This is a genomic window from Longicatena sp. 210702-DFI.1.196 (assembly GCF_020563125.1).
Taxonomy (GTDB): domain Bacteria; phylum Bacillota_I; class Bacilli_A; order Erysipelotrichales; family Erysipelotrichaceae; genus Longicatena; species Longicatena caecimuris.
Genome location: NZ_JAJCPX010000025.1, coordinates 1 through 17,054, shown reverse-complemented (window position 1 = coordinate 17,054; position 17,054 = coordinate 1). Strand labels below are relative to the sequence as shown.

14 protein-coding genes are annotated in these 17,054 nt (G+C 39.0%); 9 read left to right on the top strand and 5 right to left on the bottom strand.

Annotated features, from left to right (window positions below; genetic code table 11):
• Position 1: 1 nt before the first annotated feature.
• From aepX to LI241_RS10750, 6 genes are all read left to right on the top strand, one after another.
• Entirely contained in the window at positions 2 to 1,297 is a 1,296-nt protein-coding gene (gene aepX, locus LI241_RS10775; RefSeq protein ID WP_008691253.1) for a phosphoenolpyruvate mutase, read from the top strand.
• A 143-nt stretch (positions 1,298 to 1,440) separates the two neighbouring features.
• On the top strand, positions 1,441 to 2,115 hold the full coding sequence (locus tag LI241_RS10770) for a response regulator transcription factor (protein WP_008691251.1): 675 nt from the start codon (positions 1,441 to 1,443) through the stop codon (positions 2,113 to 2,115).
• Positions 2,112 to 3,488, top strand: coding sequence for a cell wall metabolism sensor histidine kinase WalK (locus LI241_RS10765; protein WP_008691250.1), 1,377 nt, complete (start codon positions 2,112 to 2,114; stop codon positions 3,486 to 3,488). Before LI241_RS10770 ends, LI241_RS10765 begins: the two co-directional genes overlap by 4 nt.
• A gap of 66 nt (positions 3,489 to 3,554) precedes the next feature.
• Positions 3,555 to 4,430 carry a PepSY domain-containing protein gene (locus tag LI241_RS10760; protein ID WP_008691249.1) on the top strand — a complete coding sequence of 292 codons (876 nt, stop codon included), beginning with the start codon at positions 3,555 to 3,557 and terminating at the stop codon, positions 4,428 to 4,430.
• A gap of 370 nt (positions 4,431 to 4,800) precedes the next feature.
• Positions 4,801 to 5,658, top strand: coding sequence for an AraC family transcriptional regulator (locus LI241_RS10755; protein ID WP_008691248.1), 858 nt, complete (start codon positions 4,801 to 4,803; stop codon positions 5,656 to 5,658).
• An 11-nt stretch (positions 5,659 to 5,669) separates the two neighbouring features.
• Positions 5,670 to 6,713, top strand: coding sequence for an acyl-CoA--6-aminopenicillanic acid acyl-transferase (locus LI241_RS10750; RefSeq protein ID WP_008691247.1), 1,044 nt, complete (start codon positions 5,670 to 5,672; stop codon positions 6,711 to 6,713).
• A 462-nt stretch (positions 6,714 to 7,175) separates the two neighbouring features.
• Here LI241_RS10750 and LI241_RS10745 read toward each other — a convergent pair whose 3' ends face one another.
• The 5 genes from LI241_RS10745 to prfA all read right to left on the bottom strand — a co-directional run bounded on the left by LI241_RS10745 (position 7,176) and on the right by prfA (position 12,183).
• Positions 7,176 to 7,646 (bottom strand): LURP-one-related/scramblase family protein, encoded by a 471-nt coding sequence (locus LI241_RS10745; protein ID WP_008691246.1) that lies wholly within the window; start codon positions 7,644 to 7,646, stop codon positions 7,176 to 7,178.
• A 68-nt stretch (positions 7,647 to 7,714) separates the two neighbouring features.
• Positions 7,715 to 9,589, bottom strand: a complete 1,875-nt coding sequence (gene mnmG, locus LI241_RS10740) for a tRNA uridine-5-carboxymethylaminomethyl(34) synthesis enzyme MnmG (protein ID WP_008691245.1) — start codon at positions 9,587 to 9,589, stop codon at positions 7,715 to 7,717.
• Between the two features lie 11 nt (positions 9,590 to 9,600).
• Positions 9,601 to 9,927: a hypothetical protein gene (locus tag LI241_RS10735; protein ID WP_008691243.1), complete on the bottom strand. Its 327-nt coding sequence runs from the start codon at positions 9,925 to 9,927 to the stop codon at positions 9,601 to 9,603.
• Positions 9,928 to 10,249: 322 nt separating this feature from the next.
• Positions 10,250 to 11,110, bottom strand: coding sequence for a peptide chain release factor N(5)-glutamine methyltransferase (prmC, locus tag LI241_RS10730; protein WP_008691239.1), 861 nt, complete (start codon positions 11,108 to 11,110; stop codon positions 10,250 to 10,252).
• Complete coding sequence (gene prfA, locus LI241_RS10725) at positions 11,107 to 12,183, bottom strand: peptide chain release factor 1 (protein ID WP_008691238.1); 1,077 nt, start codon at positions 12,181 to 12,183, stop codon at positions 11,107 to 11,109. Before prfA ends, prmC begins: the two co-directional genes overlap by 4 nt.
• A 546-nt stretch (positions 12,184 to 12,729) precedes the next feature.
• Between prfA and licT the strand changes: the two genes are divergently transcribed.
• The 3 genes from licT to LI241_RS10710 all read left to right on the top strand — a co-directional run.
• Complete coding sequence (gene licT, locus LI241_RS10720; protein ID WP_008691237.1) at positions 12,730 to 13,575, top strand: BglG family transcription antiterminator LicT; 846 nt, start codon at positions 12,730 to 12,732, stop codon at positions 13,573 to 13,575.
• Positions 13,576 to 13,694: 119 nt separating this feature from the next.
• The gene (locus tag LI241_RS10715) at positions 13,695 to 15,632 is read left to right on the top strand and encodes a beta-glucoside-specific PTS transporter subunit IIABC (RefSeq protein ID WP_008691236.1); all 1,938 of its coding nucleotides are present in this window, start codon (positions 13,695 to 13,697) and stop codon (positions 15,630 to 15,632) included.
• 10 nt (positions 15,633 to 15,642) lie between these two features.
• Positions 15,643 to 17,054 (top strand): 6-phospho-beta-glucosidase (locus LI241_RS10710; protein ID WP_227151282.1); only part of this gene is annotated, 1,412 nt, incomplete at its 3' end.

Below are 17,054 nucleotides of genomic sequence, written 5' to 3'. Positions count from 1 at the left end.
CATGAAAAGTGTTTATGCATGTTTTAGTACCGATGTCATTCACGAAGGACATCTTCATATTATTCAAGAAGCACAGGCCTATGGAGAACTCACGATAGGGGTATTAACAGATGAGGCGTTGATAAAGTTTGATCGTTTCCCGACAATTACCTTTGATGAGCGGTTTCAAATGATGCAAAAGTTGGATGGCGTTGCACATGTTGTTGCGCAATCCACGGTTTCATATACCGAAAACTTACAAAAGTTAAAACCAGATTATGTCATTCATGGTGATAATTGGAAGACGAACGAACAAAAAATCATACGTGATAACGTGCTTAAGGTTCTATCAACATGGGGAGGACAACTCATTGAGGTTCCTTATACACGCACGGAAAAGGTACAGCATATCGATAAAGTGATGCATGATAAGTTAGCTATGCCTGAATTTCGAAGGAAACGATTGCGTCAGCTTTTACAGCTGCGTCCAATCGTAAAAGCACTGGAAGTCCACAGTGGCATTACAGCTTTAATTGCCGAAAAAACAATTGTGCAAAACAAAGAAGAACTTGATCAGTTTGATGCCATGTGGATCAGCAGTCTGTGTGATTCTACCGCAAAAGGAAAACCTGATATCGAACTGGTGGATATGTCCAGCCGCATACGTACCATTGATGATGTGATGGATGTATCTACCAAACCCATCATATTAGATGGCGATACTGGTGGTTTGATTGAACATTTTGTATACAACGTACGAACCTTGGAACGTCTTGGCGTTTCGGCAATTATTATTGAAGATAAAACAGGATTAAAGAAAAACTCTTTATTTGGTAATGATGTAGAACAGACACAGGACAGCATTGCCCATTTTTGTGAAAAGATCAAAGCCGGGAAACAGGCACAGCTAAGCGAGGACTTTATGATCATCGCTCGTATCGAAAGTTTGATTCTTGAAAAAGGCATAGCGGATGCATTACAACGTGCTTATGCGTATGTCGCGGCTGGGGCAGATGGCATTATGATTCATTCAAGGCAAAAAACACCGGATGAAATTTTTGCCTTTTGTGATGCCTTTCGCCAAAAAGATAAGAACACCCCGATTGTGGTAGTGCCTACTTCCTATCATAGTGTATTGGAAGAACAGCTGGCAGCGCATGGTATCAACATCGTTATCTATGCCAATCAGTTAACGCGCAGTGCTTTCCCAGCCATGCAAGAAACAGCAGCCAGCATCTTAAAACATCATCGCGCGAAGGAAGCAGATGCACAACTCATGTCGATTAAAGACATCATCACGCTAATTGATGAAATGTAGCCTCTCTGATTCATATATGAATTACCGGTAGTTGACAATGGTCTGAATCCCTGTCTGCTACTGGTTTTTCTTTTCCTATTGGCATTTCCTATACCCCATTACAAGGAATATGCTAAAATGAACATAGAAGATGAGGTGATTTTATGCGTATTCTTTTAGCCGAAGATGAAAAAGAACTAAATCGTATCGTATGTGAACGATTACGGGAAGAACAATACAGTGTTGATGCTTGCCTAAATGGTGAAGAAGCCTTAGCATTTTTACAAGTCATGGAATATGATGTTGTCATACTGGATATCATGATGCCTATCGTAGATGGTTTAGAGGTTTTACAAACCTTGCGAGCTAATGGCAAGCAAGTGCCGGTTTTGATGTTGACAGCAAAAGACAGCATTCAGGATAGAGTTAAAGGATTGGATGCCGGAGCAGATGATTACCTTGTAAAGCCATTTGCCTTTGATGAACTTTTGGCACGAATCCGTGTTTTATTACGCAAACCATCCAATCAGCACACCGGTTTTTATCAGGTAGATGATTTAGTCTTATATCCAAATACTCATAAAGTGTTACGTGCTGATAAGGAAATTCATCTCTCCGCAAAGGAATTCTCATTATTACGTTATATGATGCAAAATACCGGTATTGTCTTAAGCCGAGAAAAACTGGAACAGCATATCTGGAATTATGATTACAGCGGAGAATCGAATGTCATTGATGTTTATATCCGTTATCTGCGTAAGAAAATCGATGAAGGGCATGCGCATAAGCTGCTGCATACGATTCGCGGTGTTGGCTATGTTTTGAAGGTGGACGTATGAAACGATTATCTATTAAAGCCAAACTGACAGTATTGTACAGCTCATTGATGATGCTTTTGATCATCTTTATCATAGGACTATTCTTCACATACAGCTCCCAAGAGATTCTTTCCCATACCAAAGCAACTTTAGAAGAACATGTATCATCCAGTTTTGATAACATCGACTATAAGCATGACAGCTATCATTTTGATAATGATATATTAGAATTAGAGGATGGTGTCTATCTTTCTGTATATGATGCAAAAACGCAGGAATTGGTGTATGGGCGAGTTCCTTATGGCTTTGCGTATGATCTTCCTTTTGCGGATGGACAGGTGCGCAAGATTAAAAGCAATCAGACTAAGTTTTATGTGTTAGATATGCAGTATCAGGTAAAAAAGAGTGCCCCTTCTTTGTTGGTGCGCGGTATCATATCCATCAGTGATGCACAGGAAAACGTTTATGCTACCCTGCGTTTGAGCTTACTGTTACTGCCATTGTTTGTACTCGTCAGCTCAATTGCCGGTTATTTTCTTGCGAAAAAAGCATTGTCACCGGTTGCGACCATTACCCAAAGAGTCCAGACCATTTTAAAAGGACAAAATCTGACGAAACGCGTGGCTTTAGGAAAAGGAAAAGATGAAATCTATGAGATGGCTGAAACCTTTGATAAACTGTTAGCGCAGATGGAAGACAGTTTACAACGAGAACAGCAATTTACCAGTGATGTTTCACATGAATTAAGAACACCATTAACAACTATCCTAATGCAATGTGAACAGCTGTTACATGAGAAACAGAAGGATGAAGCATCCGCCAAAGAGTTAAAAGTCATCCAACAAAAAGCCATTGCCATGCGTAATATCATCTCCCAGTTGTTATTGTTGTCGAGAGCCGATATGGGTAATGCCCAGCTGACGATGGAACCACTGAACTTTAGTGAATTAAGTGCTTATGCCATTGAAGAAATACAGCTACAGGCAGAAAAGAAACAGATACAGGTAACAAGTGACATACAGAACAACATCATGGTCTATGGTGATCAGACATTGTTAATTCGTTTCTGGATGAACGTGTTACATAATGCAATTCAATATGGTAAGGAGCAAGGACATCTTTTCCTACAGGTAAAACTTATGGAAGATCATGTGCAGATTGTTGTGGATGATGATGGAATCGGCATAACAGAAGAACAGCTACCTTATATATGGAATCGGTTCTATCGCTGTGACAGTGCCAGAAACAACAGCACTAGCAGTGGTTTAGGATTATCTATGGTAAAATGGATTATTGAAGCGCATGGTGGTTTATGTGATGTGAAGAGCTGCTATGGAAAAGGTACAACCTTCACTTTCACTTTACCCGTTTTAAAAAAAGATGAAAAGCTTTAATCTTCCTTTAATCTTTCCATGGTACTGTGTATGTGTAAAGAAGGAGTCGCATAGGAGGAAACGATTATGAAAAAACAATTATATCTGACAACTCTTCTCAGTGCCGTTATCTTAGCTGGCTGTGGCAGTTCCGTAACTCCATCCTCAGCCGCAAGTGACATTGGGGAAGCAAAGGCAAAAGCGATTGCGCTGGAACATGCAAAGGTAAAAGAGGCAGAGCTTACCAAAATTCATGTGGAAAAAGAAACAAAGAAGGGCAAAGCGGTATATGATATTGAATTTGAAACAAAAACAAAGGAATATGATTATACGGTAACGCAAGAAAAAGGAGAAATCCTATCTTCATCCATTTCCAACAACATGAAAGATGACGATAAGAAAAAGACGACGGAAGATGATAAAACAGCAGACAAGAATACACAAAACAATGTTCAAACAAAGGCAACCGAGTCTACTGATAACCATGCATCCTCACAGCCAAATACATCGGATTCCACAAAAGAAATCAGTGCGGAAAAAGCGAAAGCGATTGCTTTAGCGCATGCCAAGGTCACTGAAAACAACACGCAATTGTTGAAAGTAAAAAAAGAACGTGAAGATGGCATTAAGGTGTATTCCGTTGAATTCTACGTTGGTAATACCGAATATGACTATGACATTGCCCGCAGTAACGGAAAGATTATCCAGTATGATATTGATGTGGAAGAACAGAAACACCACACACCATCTACTTCTATTATCTCATTAGCAAAAGCTCGCTCTATCGCATTGCAGAAAGTGCCTGGCGCAACCAGTAAAAACATTCACTTATCCTTAGATGATGAAGATGACAAACAGGTATATGAAGGAGAAATAAAGTATAAACAAATGGAATATGATTTTGAAATTGATGCGAAAACCGGAACTTTCTTAAAATGGACCAGTGAAAGAGATGATGATTAAACTCATATAACATAAAAAAGCTGCCTAAGACGGTTCAATAAAACAGTATGATTAAAATTATTTTCAGGAAACGGCGTAACTTACAGGTTATGCCGTTTTTTCGTTTTGCACTCGTTAGTAAAGAGGTGGGAAGTCTTCCCACAGTTATTCCTGCTTATGCTCATCATTATCAAAAAGCATTTAGAATCTGTTGTCAGATAGTTCTCAATTTTAAATACGGTGGTAATTGTAAAATGCCAAAATAGATAAAGAAAATTTGCACCAAAATTTTTATTCATCTACACTATATATAAGTTTACAAAAGAGCGCATCAAAAGCGAGGAATAATAAGTAATGAGAAGCTATGATTATATAGAAGGAGGCACACAAAATGGAATGGTTGAGAAAGCTAAGCGCAGCCATAGATTATATAGAAAACCATTTAGACGGTGATATATCCTATGACGAAGCTGCAAAAATCGCCTGTTGTTCAACCTTTTACTTTCAACGGGTTTTCTCTTATGTGGCAGGTGTTTCACTGTCTGAATATATCCGGCGCAGAAAAATGACACAGGCAGCGTTTGATTTACAACGGACAGGTGCGAAAGTAATTGATATTGCCTTAAAATATGGATATGCTTCTCCGACTTCATTTAACAGGGCATTTCAGAGCGTCCATAATATCACACCCGCAGCTGCGCGCAGCATAGGAAATACATTCAATGCTTATCCAGCAATTCGCTTTTCCGTTCAAGTTTCAGGAGAAACCGCTATGTCCTATCATATTACACAAAAACAAGCCATGCGTATGGTAGGTGTTCGTATTGCGTTAAGTGAGGACATGGAGGAAAATCAAAGAATAATTCCAAAATTTTGGAAGTCTGTTTTAAAGAGCAGTTTATTTTCCGAAATATGTGATTTATCACATCAATCTCCCGAAGGAATATTAGGCGTTAGTGTTTATGAAAATCCCAAAAAGATATTTTATTATATTGCAGCAGCCACGAAAGAACCTGTCCCATCCGGTATGTTTGCATTTGAAATTCCGGCTGCTGTATGGGCTGTCTTTGAGAACAAAGGAGATTTTAAAGAAAATGTGCAGGACATTTTTCGAAGATTTTATACAGAATGGCTACCGTTTTCAGGATATGCATATGCTGGACTTCCAGACATAGAAGTATATCCTATCACCAAAGAAACACCGCTAAGAGGTCATTCTGAAGTATGGATTGCTATAAAGAAAGATTAGGAGGATAAAATATGTATCATTTACGATTGAAAGGCGACCATTATCAAATGGGCGTTAAGAGAGGAAAAATTTTTCAAAAAAGCAATATCACATTTCCTCTGCATCTTGATGATTTTCAACTTGAGCATGGAAGAAAAAGCGAACAGATATTGAAAGAGTATTTTCCCGAAGTATGTGAAGAAATAAAGGGCGTCAGTGATACCATCGGGGTAAGTTATCTACCCTTTGTATCATGGATGTTATGCATGGGCTGCTGTATGTATAATCTGGAAGATAATATCCCCGTAGAAATCAGGGGGTGTACAGCCTTTGCCTATTCCAAAAACAACAACATAATCTATGGAAGAAATAATGATTTACCGCCATATTTGAAAAAAGGGAGTAAAAGTGAAATCTATTCCCCGTTAAATGGGAATAGATTTAATATAACAACTTCTTCTTTCATTAACGGAGAAGAAGGGGTGAATGAACATGGATTGGCCGTAGCAATGACTTTTGTAATGACTAGTCTGGAAAACATACAAGCGGGTTTTAATTCCTGTTTTGTCGTAAGGTACTTGCTTGAAAAAGCGAATAGCACAGAAAGTGCACTGTTTCTGCTGATGAAACTGCCAATAGCATCTAACTGTAATATTCTTATCGCAGACAAGAGTGGAGAAATGCTTGTTGTCGAATGTACACCATATGAAAAAAGAATCCGTGAAGCGGTAAGCATCGATGATGCTAAAATTGTGTGTACTGTTAATAGCTTTACATCTGATGAAATGAAGCAACACGACGCAGCTAAGGGAAACGATTATCAATCTGCAAAACGCTATCGTACGGTTATGGAAAATTTCAGCACCCACATAAAAGGAAATCTGATAGAAGCGACTCAACAGCTTTTAAGAGGCAATTTCGGGTTCATGTGTCAATATGATGAACCAGATTTTGAAACCGTCTGGAGTTCCATCTTTGATTTGAAAAAGCTGATGATATATCGGGCAGAGGGTGACCCACGAAAAAAGAAATTTATCGTAGACAGCAGATTGCATAACATTGTGCAAAAAAAATAGGGATTTAGATATGTATCATTGGATCCTGTGTCCTATCTGTAATCACGCAATAAGGCCAGAAAGGACAAAATTCGGTTTTTCTCTTTTGGAAGAGGTTTTATTATGTTAATTACCATCATGCAAACGTTATGGAATTCATAAAAAAGGCTGAATCCATATAACGAGAATTTTATCCATGCTTATAAACTGTCCATATATTATACATACTTATATAAATCACATTATTCAAACGCCTATGTAGTTTTATGCCGCATGGGCGTTTGTTGTAATCGTTTTTATTGGAAACAGACAAAAAAAGACGGGCAAAAAGCAATCGCTTCTTCCTCGTCTTTCTTGCCACCCTGTACAACAGCTACTCGCTTTCTGTTTGTTGGTTGATATTGTTTTACGAGTAGCTACCTATTAAAACAATATCTTTTATGTTAGAGCTTTGACGTATCTGTAAAGCCCTTTATTTGGATGCTATTCACCTTGTGAACATTTCGCCGCATCAATTGCCAATACAATCATCAGGCAGAGTAATGCATCCTTTTCATGTACGATATCCATTGTATATGTATCGGAAAGTTGAAACAGCTCTTTATGAACATCCATAATATGTCCACTCTGGCTGACAACAGCATAATCCCATTCCATGACGTTTCCATCTACTTCCCAATCATTACAGGTTAAATGAAATTTAGGCCGTAAAAAGGTTAATTCTTTTTGGATAGTACCAACTTCTTCGCCGTCGATATACATAGTAAATTTAGGCAGAAAGCTAAATGCTTTTTCTTTGATTTCGCCTAGCATATTACCATCTCTATCATAAATTTGTAGGCGATGTCCAAGTGACATAACCCCCTTCACATGATAGCGTGGCTGTTGTTCTTCATCATAAATATCATAGCTATCGAACCAGCTGAAGATCCGTTGTTTAAATAATAGTTTCATTTTTTACCTCTTTATACATTATCTTTTTTTATGCTAAGCACCTTTTATCTTGTAGATAAATAAACATATCATGATTCATTTTTATGATCTTCACGCTTTAATTGTTCAAGATAAACAGCTAAAACGGCAATATCTGCCGGATTGACACCGGAGATACGAGAAGCCTGCCCCATTGTCATTGGCTGCACTTCATTTAATTTTTGTCGCGCTTCTAATGATAAATGCTGAATCCGCTGATAATCTATATGTTCCGGCAAACGGACGGCATCCATTTGTCGCAAATGAGCTGCGTCACGTTTCGCTTTTTGAATATAACCTTCATATTTTATTTCTATTTCTACTTGCTGCGCAATGGCTGGCGCAAAGGTTTTTTCTAAATAAGGTGCTAAACCTTCCATTGTCACTTTCGGACGTTTTAATAAGGTTTTTGCGCTAATGCCTTCCTTTAAAGGCTCATAGTCCAATTCCTGCATATACGTATTTACAGTAGATTTCGGTGTAAAGCGAACGGTATCTAAATATTCCAGACAGTCAATGATCTGTTGTTCTTTTCCTTTAAAGTTTTCATAACGTGCATCTGAAATCAAGCCTATTGTATGACCATAAGGTGTTAAACGTAAATCTGCATTATCATGACGCAGCAACAAACGATATTCTGCTCTCGATGTTAATAGACGATAAGGTTCTTTTGTCCCTTTGGTAACCAAATCATCAATCATTACCCCAATATATGCCTCATCACGACGCAAGATAAAAGGTTCTTTGCCATCCAGTTTTAAGACTGCATTTATGCCTGCTAGTAACCCTTGGGCAGCTGCTTCTTCATAGCCGCTGGTTCCATTGATTTGTCCTGCGGTATACAAATTAGCAATCCGCTTGTTTTCTAAGGTTGGTTTACACTGTAAAGGATCGATTGCATCATATTCAATCGCATACGCATATTTTTTAATGACACAATTTTCCAATCCTGGTAAGCTATGCAGCATAGCTTCCTGTACATCATGTGGCATAGAGGTTGAAAAACCTTGTACATAGGTAGTATCCAAAGATTCACTTTCTGGCTCAAGGAATATCTGATGTCGTTGTTTATCCGCAAAGCGCACCAATTTATCTTCAATGCTTGGACAATAACGAGGCCCTACTCCCTTTACCAAACCGGAATACATGGCAGAACGTTCTAGATTTTCATTAATGATACGATGGGTTTCAGGGGAGGTATAGGTTAAATAACATAATGCCTGTTCTTTAAAAGGTCTGATGTTTGTTGTTTCATGAGAGAAACAAAGAAAGGCATCTGTACCGGGCTGTACTTCTGTTTTGGAAAAATCAATAGAGCTTGTTAAAACACGCGCCGGTGTACCTGTCTTTAAACGGAAAGTACGAATACCTAAATCACGCAGGCTTTGAGATAAGTAATTCGTTGTTGGTTCTCCATCCGGTCCACTTGGTGTAGAGGTATGACCAACCAGTATATTGCTTGACATGAATGTACCGGTTGTCATGATCAATGCCTTACATTCTTCCATATGTCCATCAGCCTGCAAAACGCCTTTTACGACACCATCTTCTGCAATGACTTTTTCAACGCACATTTCTCTTACTTCCAGATGTTCCTGCGCTAACAGTACTTTCTGCATATAAGCTTTATAAGCCAATTTATCCGATTGTACACGTAAGCACTGCACGCCTGGGCCTTTTGTGGTATTTAGCATCTTAAACTGCAACGCTGTTGCATCTGCCGCTTTGCCCATTTCACCGCCAAGCGCATCAATTTCTCTTACAACAATTCCTTTTGCAGGTCCTCCAACACTTGGATTGCATGGCATAGATGCAATCATATCTATGTGCATGGAGTATAAGATTGTTTCTTTCTGTAAACGAGCACAAGCTAATGCGGCCTCAACACCCGCATGACCTCCGCCGATAACGATAACATCTGCCATCCTGTTTCCTCCTAATTCTTTCGACAATATCCGCATTTAGGGCAAATGCCACTTGCCCCGATCTTAGCCCCACATGAAGGACATAATACCTCTTTACTACGAATATCTTTATCTAGTTCATATATAAATTCTTTCTGAATACGTTTCCTACGCAAATTCATTTTTAATACCATACCTGCTAATAAAAGATTCAATAAGGACATCACCAGCAAGATACTTCTTGACACGATTTGATTTGTCAGAAAAGCTGCCAGCAAAATAATCAAGGTACTTATACATAAGAATCCAAAACTTATCCAGCGCTCTTTTCCATACAAATATGTTTTCTGATGGTACATAAACATTCCTTCCTTCATATATAAAGCAAATACATATTTACGTGGTATATTATAAAATATTTTCTATCCATTGAACAGCAATATTTCATGTTATTTCATATAATCTGTAAGTAACCCCTTACCCCTTTTCCTATTTGATACAAAGGAAAAGGTTGCGTGTTTTTCTTTTTCTAAATGCTCAAATAAAATACATACACCTGTTTTACCCGCTTTTTCTTTCGGTTGGAAATCATAGCACATTAATTATAAACCCTTCTTTTATCAAGGACAATTCGTAAGATATTTTAAGCTGTCTTCATCTAGAAAAGGAAAACGGATACGCTTAAGACGCATCCGTATGCAGATAAATAAATAACATGCGATTTTTTCCACTCATATCCTGTAAGACTTCAATCTTAGCTTCCGGAAAATATTCTTTTGCCAATGCTGTCAGTCTTTCTTTTTGATCATAGCCCATTTCAAAAGCCATAAAAGCTTTTTCATTTAATACCTTACGCGCATTTTCAAAGATGATGCGATAGAATTTTAAACCGTCTTCACCACCAAACAATGCGACATGTGGCTCATAATCAACAACACTCTCCTCCATCACTTCCTCATTGGGAATATATGGCGGATTGGAAATTAAGATATCCAGCTTAATATTGCGTTCGATCAAAGGCTGCAGCATATCCCCTACCATGAAGCACACGGTTGCCTCATTGGCAGCGGCATTTTCTTTGGCAACCATAACGGCTTTTTCACTGATATCCGTTGCCAACATGTGCAATCTATCCTCTTCCTTTTTCAAGGAAATCGCGATTGCTCCACTACCGGTACCGATATCTGCGACCGTTACCTGTTTACCATCAAATACTTCATCATAAGCAGCTAATACATTTGCCACCAATTCTTCGGTTTCCGGTCTGGGAATCAATACGTCTTCATTGACTTTGAAACGATAGCCATAAAACCATTCAAAACCTAAAACATGCCCTAAAGGTTCTCCTTTAATCAGACGACATAAGCCCTGTTCAAATTGTTCGGCTATATCGGCAGGTACTTCCTGCTCATATTCCATATAAAGGTTATGGGCCTCCATATTGGTAAGTTCCAACAAATACAACAAGGCTGCCTGCTCCCCACGATCGGCCTCTTCCATGCGTTTGTTGGCATCTTTTAACAGCTCACGATATGTACTCATTCGTTATTACCTGCCAGTTTTGCTTGTTGATCAGCACTTGTTAAGGCATCTAATAAATCCTGCATCTTGCCTTCCATAATGCGATCCAACTGATTCACGGTATAACCAATACGATGATCGGTCACACGGTTTTGCGGATAGTTATACGTACGAATCTTCTCTGCACGATCTCCGGTACCAATCTTGCTTCTACGCTCCATGCCCTGCTCTTCTTCCAGCTTGCGCTGATGTTCCTCATACACACGAGAACGAATCGTCATTAAGGCAGTTGCGCGGTTTTCATGCTGTGAACGTCCATCCTGACATTTTACTGTAATACCGGTAGGTTTATGCACGATACGAACAGCGGAATCTGTCTTATTGATATGCTGTCCACCGGCACCACTGGAACGCATCGTTTCAATTTCCAAATCATTCATATCAATATCAAAATCTTCAGCCTCAATCTCTGGTGTAACTAAAACCGTTGCTGTAGAAGTATGGATACGTCCCTGGCTTTCTGTCTTTGGCACACGTTGTACGCGATGACTGCCAGATTCAAATTTCAGCTTGCCATACACACCATCACCCTTCACCATGAAGGATACCAAAGAGAAACCGCCGGCCTCACTGTCATCCATTTCAACAATTTCAATCTTCCAGCCCTGACTTTCCGCATACTTGCTATACATACGATACAAATCACCCGCAAAGATATTGCCCTCATCGCCACCGGCAGCTCCACGGATTTCCACAATGGCATTGTGCGAATCATTTGGATCTTTAGGAATCAAAAGAATCTCCAGTTTTCCTAAATATTCTTCAATCTTCGGCTCTAATTCCTCAATTTCCATCTTCGCCATTTCTTTAATTTCTTTATCTTCTTCCTTTAACAGTTCCTTTGCCTCTTCTAAGGCTTCCATACTGTGTTTATAATCCTGATAGGTTTCAACGACCTGTGTTAAGTCTGCTTGCTCTCTTCCCAGCTTTGCCAATTCTCTGCTGTCAGAGACAATATCCGGCTGCATCATCAGTTCTGTAATCTCATGATACCGGTTGACCATACCTTCCAGTCGCTCGATCATAATGCTCATAAACAAACCTCCTTGTTTTGCGTCTTTTCTATTGTTGCCTTTATATGCGTAAATATCCTTATATACTATACCATTGAAAGTAAAAAATGAAAAGCAATTCTTATAGAGTAATATAAGGTTTTACTGTGTGGAAAAAGATAAGAAAAGTTAATGTTGATGAAGGTGGTACACCCTGTATTAAAGGATAAGAGAAACGAATTTTAATGAAGGGAATACATCATAGAAAAGGCTGACAGTAAACAGGTGCTTATAACATGATATGATGATAAGCAACGCTTAGAAAAGATGAGATGATCATGCAAATGATTCAATAGAAAAATGAAACCATCGTTCAAATAATCGCTGCTTATAAAAGCACGACACACCTGCATATCAAACAAAAAATCATCATGAAAGCGTTGACATCTAAAAAAAGGCTTGTTATAATGAAACCGCAAACAAGGATAGTTATTGTTGAAAGACAAGCTCGACCTGTATAAATTAACGTATATGCTTTCATGCATATGGTTTCTTATATGGGTCTTTTTTGTTAGGAGGATGGCTTAGATGATATTTAAGAAACGCTTAAACAACAATGTTGTGATTGCGATTGATGGGACAGATGAGAAAATTCTCACAGGAAAAGGATTAGGCTTTCAGATGCAGGCCGGCAACGAAGTAGATGAAACAAAGATTGAAAAAATATTTGCCTTAGCGGATAAGAAAGCGAATCAGAAATTGTTGGAGCTGTGTGAAACGATTCCGATGGAGCATGTGGAATTAGCTGAAGAAATTGTAAATTATGCAAAGATCCATGTGAATGAGGCAATGAATGAAAATGCCATTCTTGCTTTATGTGACCATATTTATATGGCAGTAGAACGTAAGAAACAGGGCGTCGATGTGAAGAATGTTCTCTTGTGGGATATTCAAAAGTTCTATCGGGATGAATATGAAGTCGGCCGCTATGCAGTAAAAGCGGTGCAAGAACGCTTTCATGTTGCATTGAGCGAAGATGAAGCAGGCTTTATTGCCCTGCATATCGTAAATGCGCAGTTGAATCTGCAAACGAAGACGGTAAAAGAGATCACGGTACTCATGCAGGAAATCGAACGTATCGTTCGCATTGATTTTGCGATTGATATCAATACGGATTCTATCTATTATGATCGCTTTATTTCCCATTTGAAATTCTTTGCCGAACGTGTCTTTTCTCACAAAACCTTTACCGGGCAAGAAGTCGATGGCTTATTGGATGTCATCATTCAAAAATATCCGAAGGCTTATGCCTGTGTGAATAAAATCAGTGCCTTTCTAACAAAAAAATATGCTTATACCTTAAGTGAGGAAGAAATCTTATATTTAAGCATTCATATCTCACGTATTGTTCAGGTATCTACTCAGAAAAGCTGAGTTTGATATAAGTCGTTACAAGCGACAGCTAAGCAGCATTTAAGAAGGATAGTTACATTGAGTTGGCTTGACCTTCGTTTCGTGTATTTCATTAAAATGAAGAAATGGAGGACTTTAAAATGGCTACTTACGAAACACTTGCACAAGAAATTGTGAAAAACATCGGAGGCAGTGACAATGTCATCAGCCTCACACACTGTATCACTCGTTTACGCTTCAAACTAAAAGATGAATCCATCGCCAAGGATGAAGTCTTAAAGAATTTGGATGGTGTTGTGACCGTCATGAAAAGCGGTGGACAATATCAGGTTGTCATTGGCAATGCAGTTGCGGATGTTTATGCGCAGGTCCTGCCTTTATTGCATCTTGGTGATATGGACAATATGGCAACACAAAGCGATGGCAAAAAGGAAAAATTATTAGATCGTTTTGTGGATATCATCTCCGGTATCTTCCAGCCAATCCTTGGTATCATGGCTGCCTGTGGTATGATCAAAGGCTTAAATATCCTTTTTGTATCTTTGCATTTGTATAGCGATACTTGCGGTGGCTATATGATCATCAATGCAATTGGGGATGCGATGTTTACCTTCCTGCCGCTATATCTTGGTTACACTGCATCAAAGAAATTTGGCTTAAAGCCAATGGTTGGTTTAACAATCGGTGCGATCATGTGTTATCCGGCTATTCAAAGTAGTGCTGTATCAACCTTGGGAGAGCCTATGTATACCCTGTTTGAGGGAACGATGTTTGCTTCCCCTGTCTATATTGATTTCTTTGGCATTCCTTTGATTTCCATGGATTATACTTCTACCGTTATTCCAGTCATCTTTATCGTTTACTTTGCTAGTAAATGTGAAAAACTATTTAACAAATGGATTCCGGATCTGGTTAAATTCTTCTTTGTGCCAATGTTGACATTGCTTGTTGCTTTACCAGTTGGGTTCTTATTAATCGGACCGGTTGCTACCTTTGGTTCTAAGATCATAGCCGAAACGGTTATTGCGATTCGTGATTTCTCTCCGATGTTGGCAGGTGCTGTGGTTGGCTTAACTTGGCAGATTCTTGTCATCTTCGGATTACATTGGGGCTTTATTCCGGTATATATCAATAATATTATGACCAATGGCTTTGATGCGGTCATGATGCCCTTCTTCGCTTGTACTTTTGCGACTTCTGCCGTTGTTTTAGCCATCTTCTTAAAAACAAAAGATAAAAAGTTAAAAGAAATGTGCATTCCTAACTTTATTTCCGGTATCTTCGGGGTTACCGAACCTGCTATTTATGGTATTTTATTACCTTTGAAAAAACCATTTATCATCAGCTGTATTGCCGGAGGTATCGGCGGCGGTTTCTATGGCTTCTGTAACTTCCGTAAGTTCTCTATGGGTGGCATGGGCATCTTTGAATTGCCTGCTATGATAGAACCTGATGGCAGTATGGGCAATCTTACAGTTGCGATTGCCGGTATCCTGTTAACGATGGTCATCGCCTTTGTAATCACAATGATTAGCTTTAAAGATAAAGCTAAAAATACGAATGATTCAGCGATTGAAATACAAAAAAACGAAATAACTACAGATATGGAAAAACCTTTAGTAAAGAAAACCATGCTGATAGCACCTGTTGATGGTAAAGTCATTGCGTTATGTGATGTGCAGGATGATGCTTTTGCCAGTGAAATTCTTGGAAAAGGCTGCGCTATTTTACCGACAGATGGATGTTTTCATGCGCCAATCAGCGGAACGATTTCTACTTTATTCCCTTCACGTCATGCCATCGGCATTACATCGGATGATGGAATAGAAGTGCTGATTCATATTGGGTTAGATACTGTACAGCTTAATGGGGAAGGTTTTACAGCACTTGTGAAACAAGGTGATCATGTAGAACAAGGTCAACCATTAGTAAATGTGGATCTAGCATTTGTAAAAGAGAAAGGTTTCTGTCTGGAAACACCAGTTGTCATTACCAACTCTGCTCAGTATTTAGATGTACTGGATGTTGCGAAAGACACGATACATGCAGGAGAAGACTTCCTGCATATCGTAAAATAGAGGTATGTGTATGAGCTTTCCTAAACAGTTCTTATGGGGTGGGGCAACCGCCGCAAATCAATTTGAAGGTGGATATCAGGAAGGTGGCAGAGGCTTAGCAAATGTTGATATCTGTCCTTCAGGAAGTGATCGTTCCGCTATTATTTGTGGTCATCTTAAAACCTTTACCTGTGATGAACACCATCACTATCCATCACATGACAGTGTTGATTTCTATCATCATTATCAAGAAGATATCGCCCTCATGGCAGAAATGGGGTTCAAGGTATATCGCATGAGCATTGCCTGGACACGTATCTTTCCCAATGGGGATGAAGAAGAACCAAATGAAGAAGGTTTGCAGTTTTATGATGCCATCTTTCGTGAATGCCAAAAGTATCATATAGAACCACTTGTGACAATCGTACATTTTGATTGTCCTATGCATCTCATCCAAACCTATGGTGGATGGAAAAACCGTAAGATGATTGATTTTTATCTTCGTTTATGCAAAGTTTTATTCAAACGTTATAAAGGTATCGTAAAATATTGGCTGCCTTTTAATGAAATCAATATGATCTTACACGCTCCATTCTTAGGTGCCGGTTTATATTTTGAGGATGGAGATGATGAAGAGCGTATCAAATATCAGGCTGCGCATCATGAATTGATAGCCAGCGCTCTAGCCACAAAATTAGCACATGAAATAGATCCAGAAAATCAGATTGGCTGCATGTTTGCGGCAGGTTCTGTCTATCCTTATAGCTGTCATCCACAAGATGTCTTTGAGGCTTTGAAGAAAGATCGAGAAAGTTACTTTTTCATTGATATCCAAGCACGTGGAGCTTATCCATCCTATGCGATAAAGGAATTAACTAGAAAACATTGCATGCCCCATATGGAAGATGATGACTATGCGATTTTAAAGAAGTATCCGGTTGATTTTATTTCCTTTTCCTATTATAACAGTCGCTGTGTCAGTGGACAGAAAGAACCAGAAAAACTAACAGAAGGCAATCTGTTTGCTTCCGCAAAGAATCCCTATCTGACCTATAGCGATTGGGGTTGGCCGATTGATCCATTAGGCTTAAGAATCACTTTAAATCACGTCTATGATCGCTATCAAAAACCAATGTTCATTGTAGAAAATGGCTTAGGCGCGATTGATACGGTAAAGGCTGATGGAACGATTGAAGATGATGCACGTATTTCTTATTTGCGTGAGCATATCCTTGCTATGAAAGCTGCAATAGAAGAAGATGGTGTTGAACTGATGGGGTATACCGCTTGGGGACCGATTGATTTAGTTAGTGCCTCCAGCGGTGAGATGAAAAAACGGTATGGTTTTGTATATGTTGATAAACAGGATGATGGCAGTGGCTCCATGCAGCGCATCCGTAAAAAATCTTTTTACTGGTATAAATCAGTCATTGAAAGTAATGG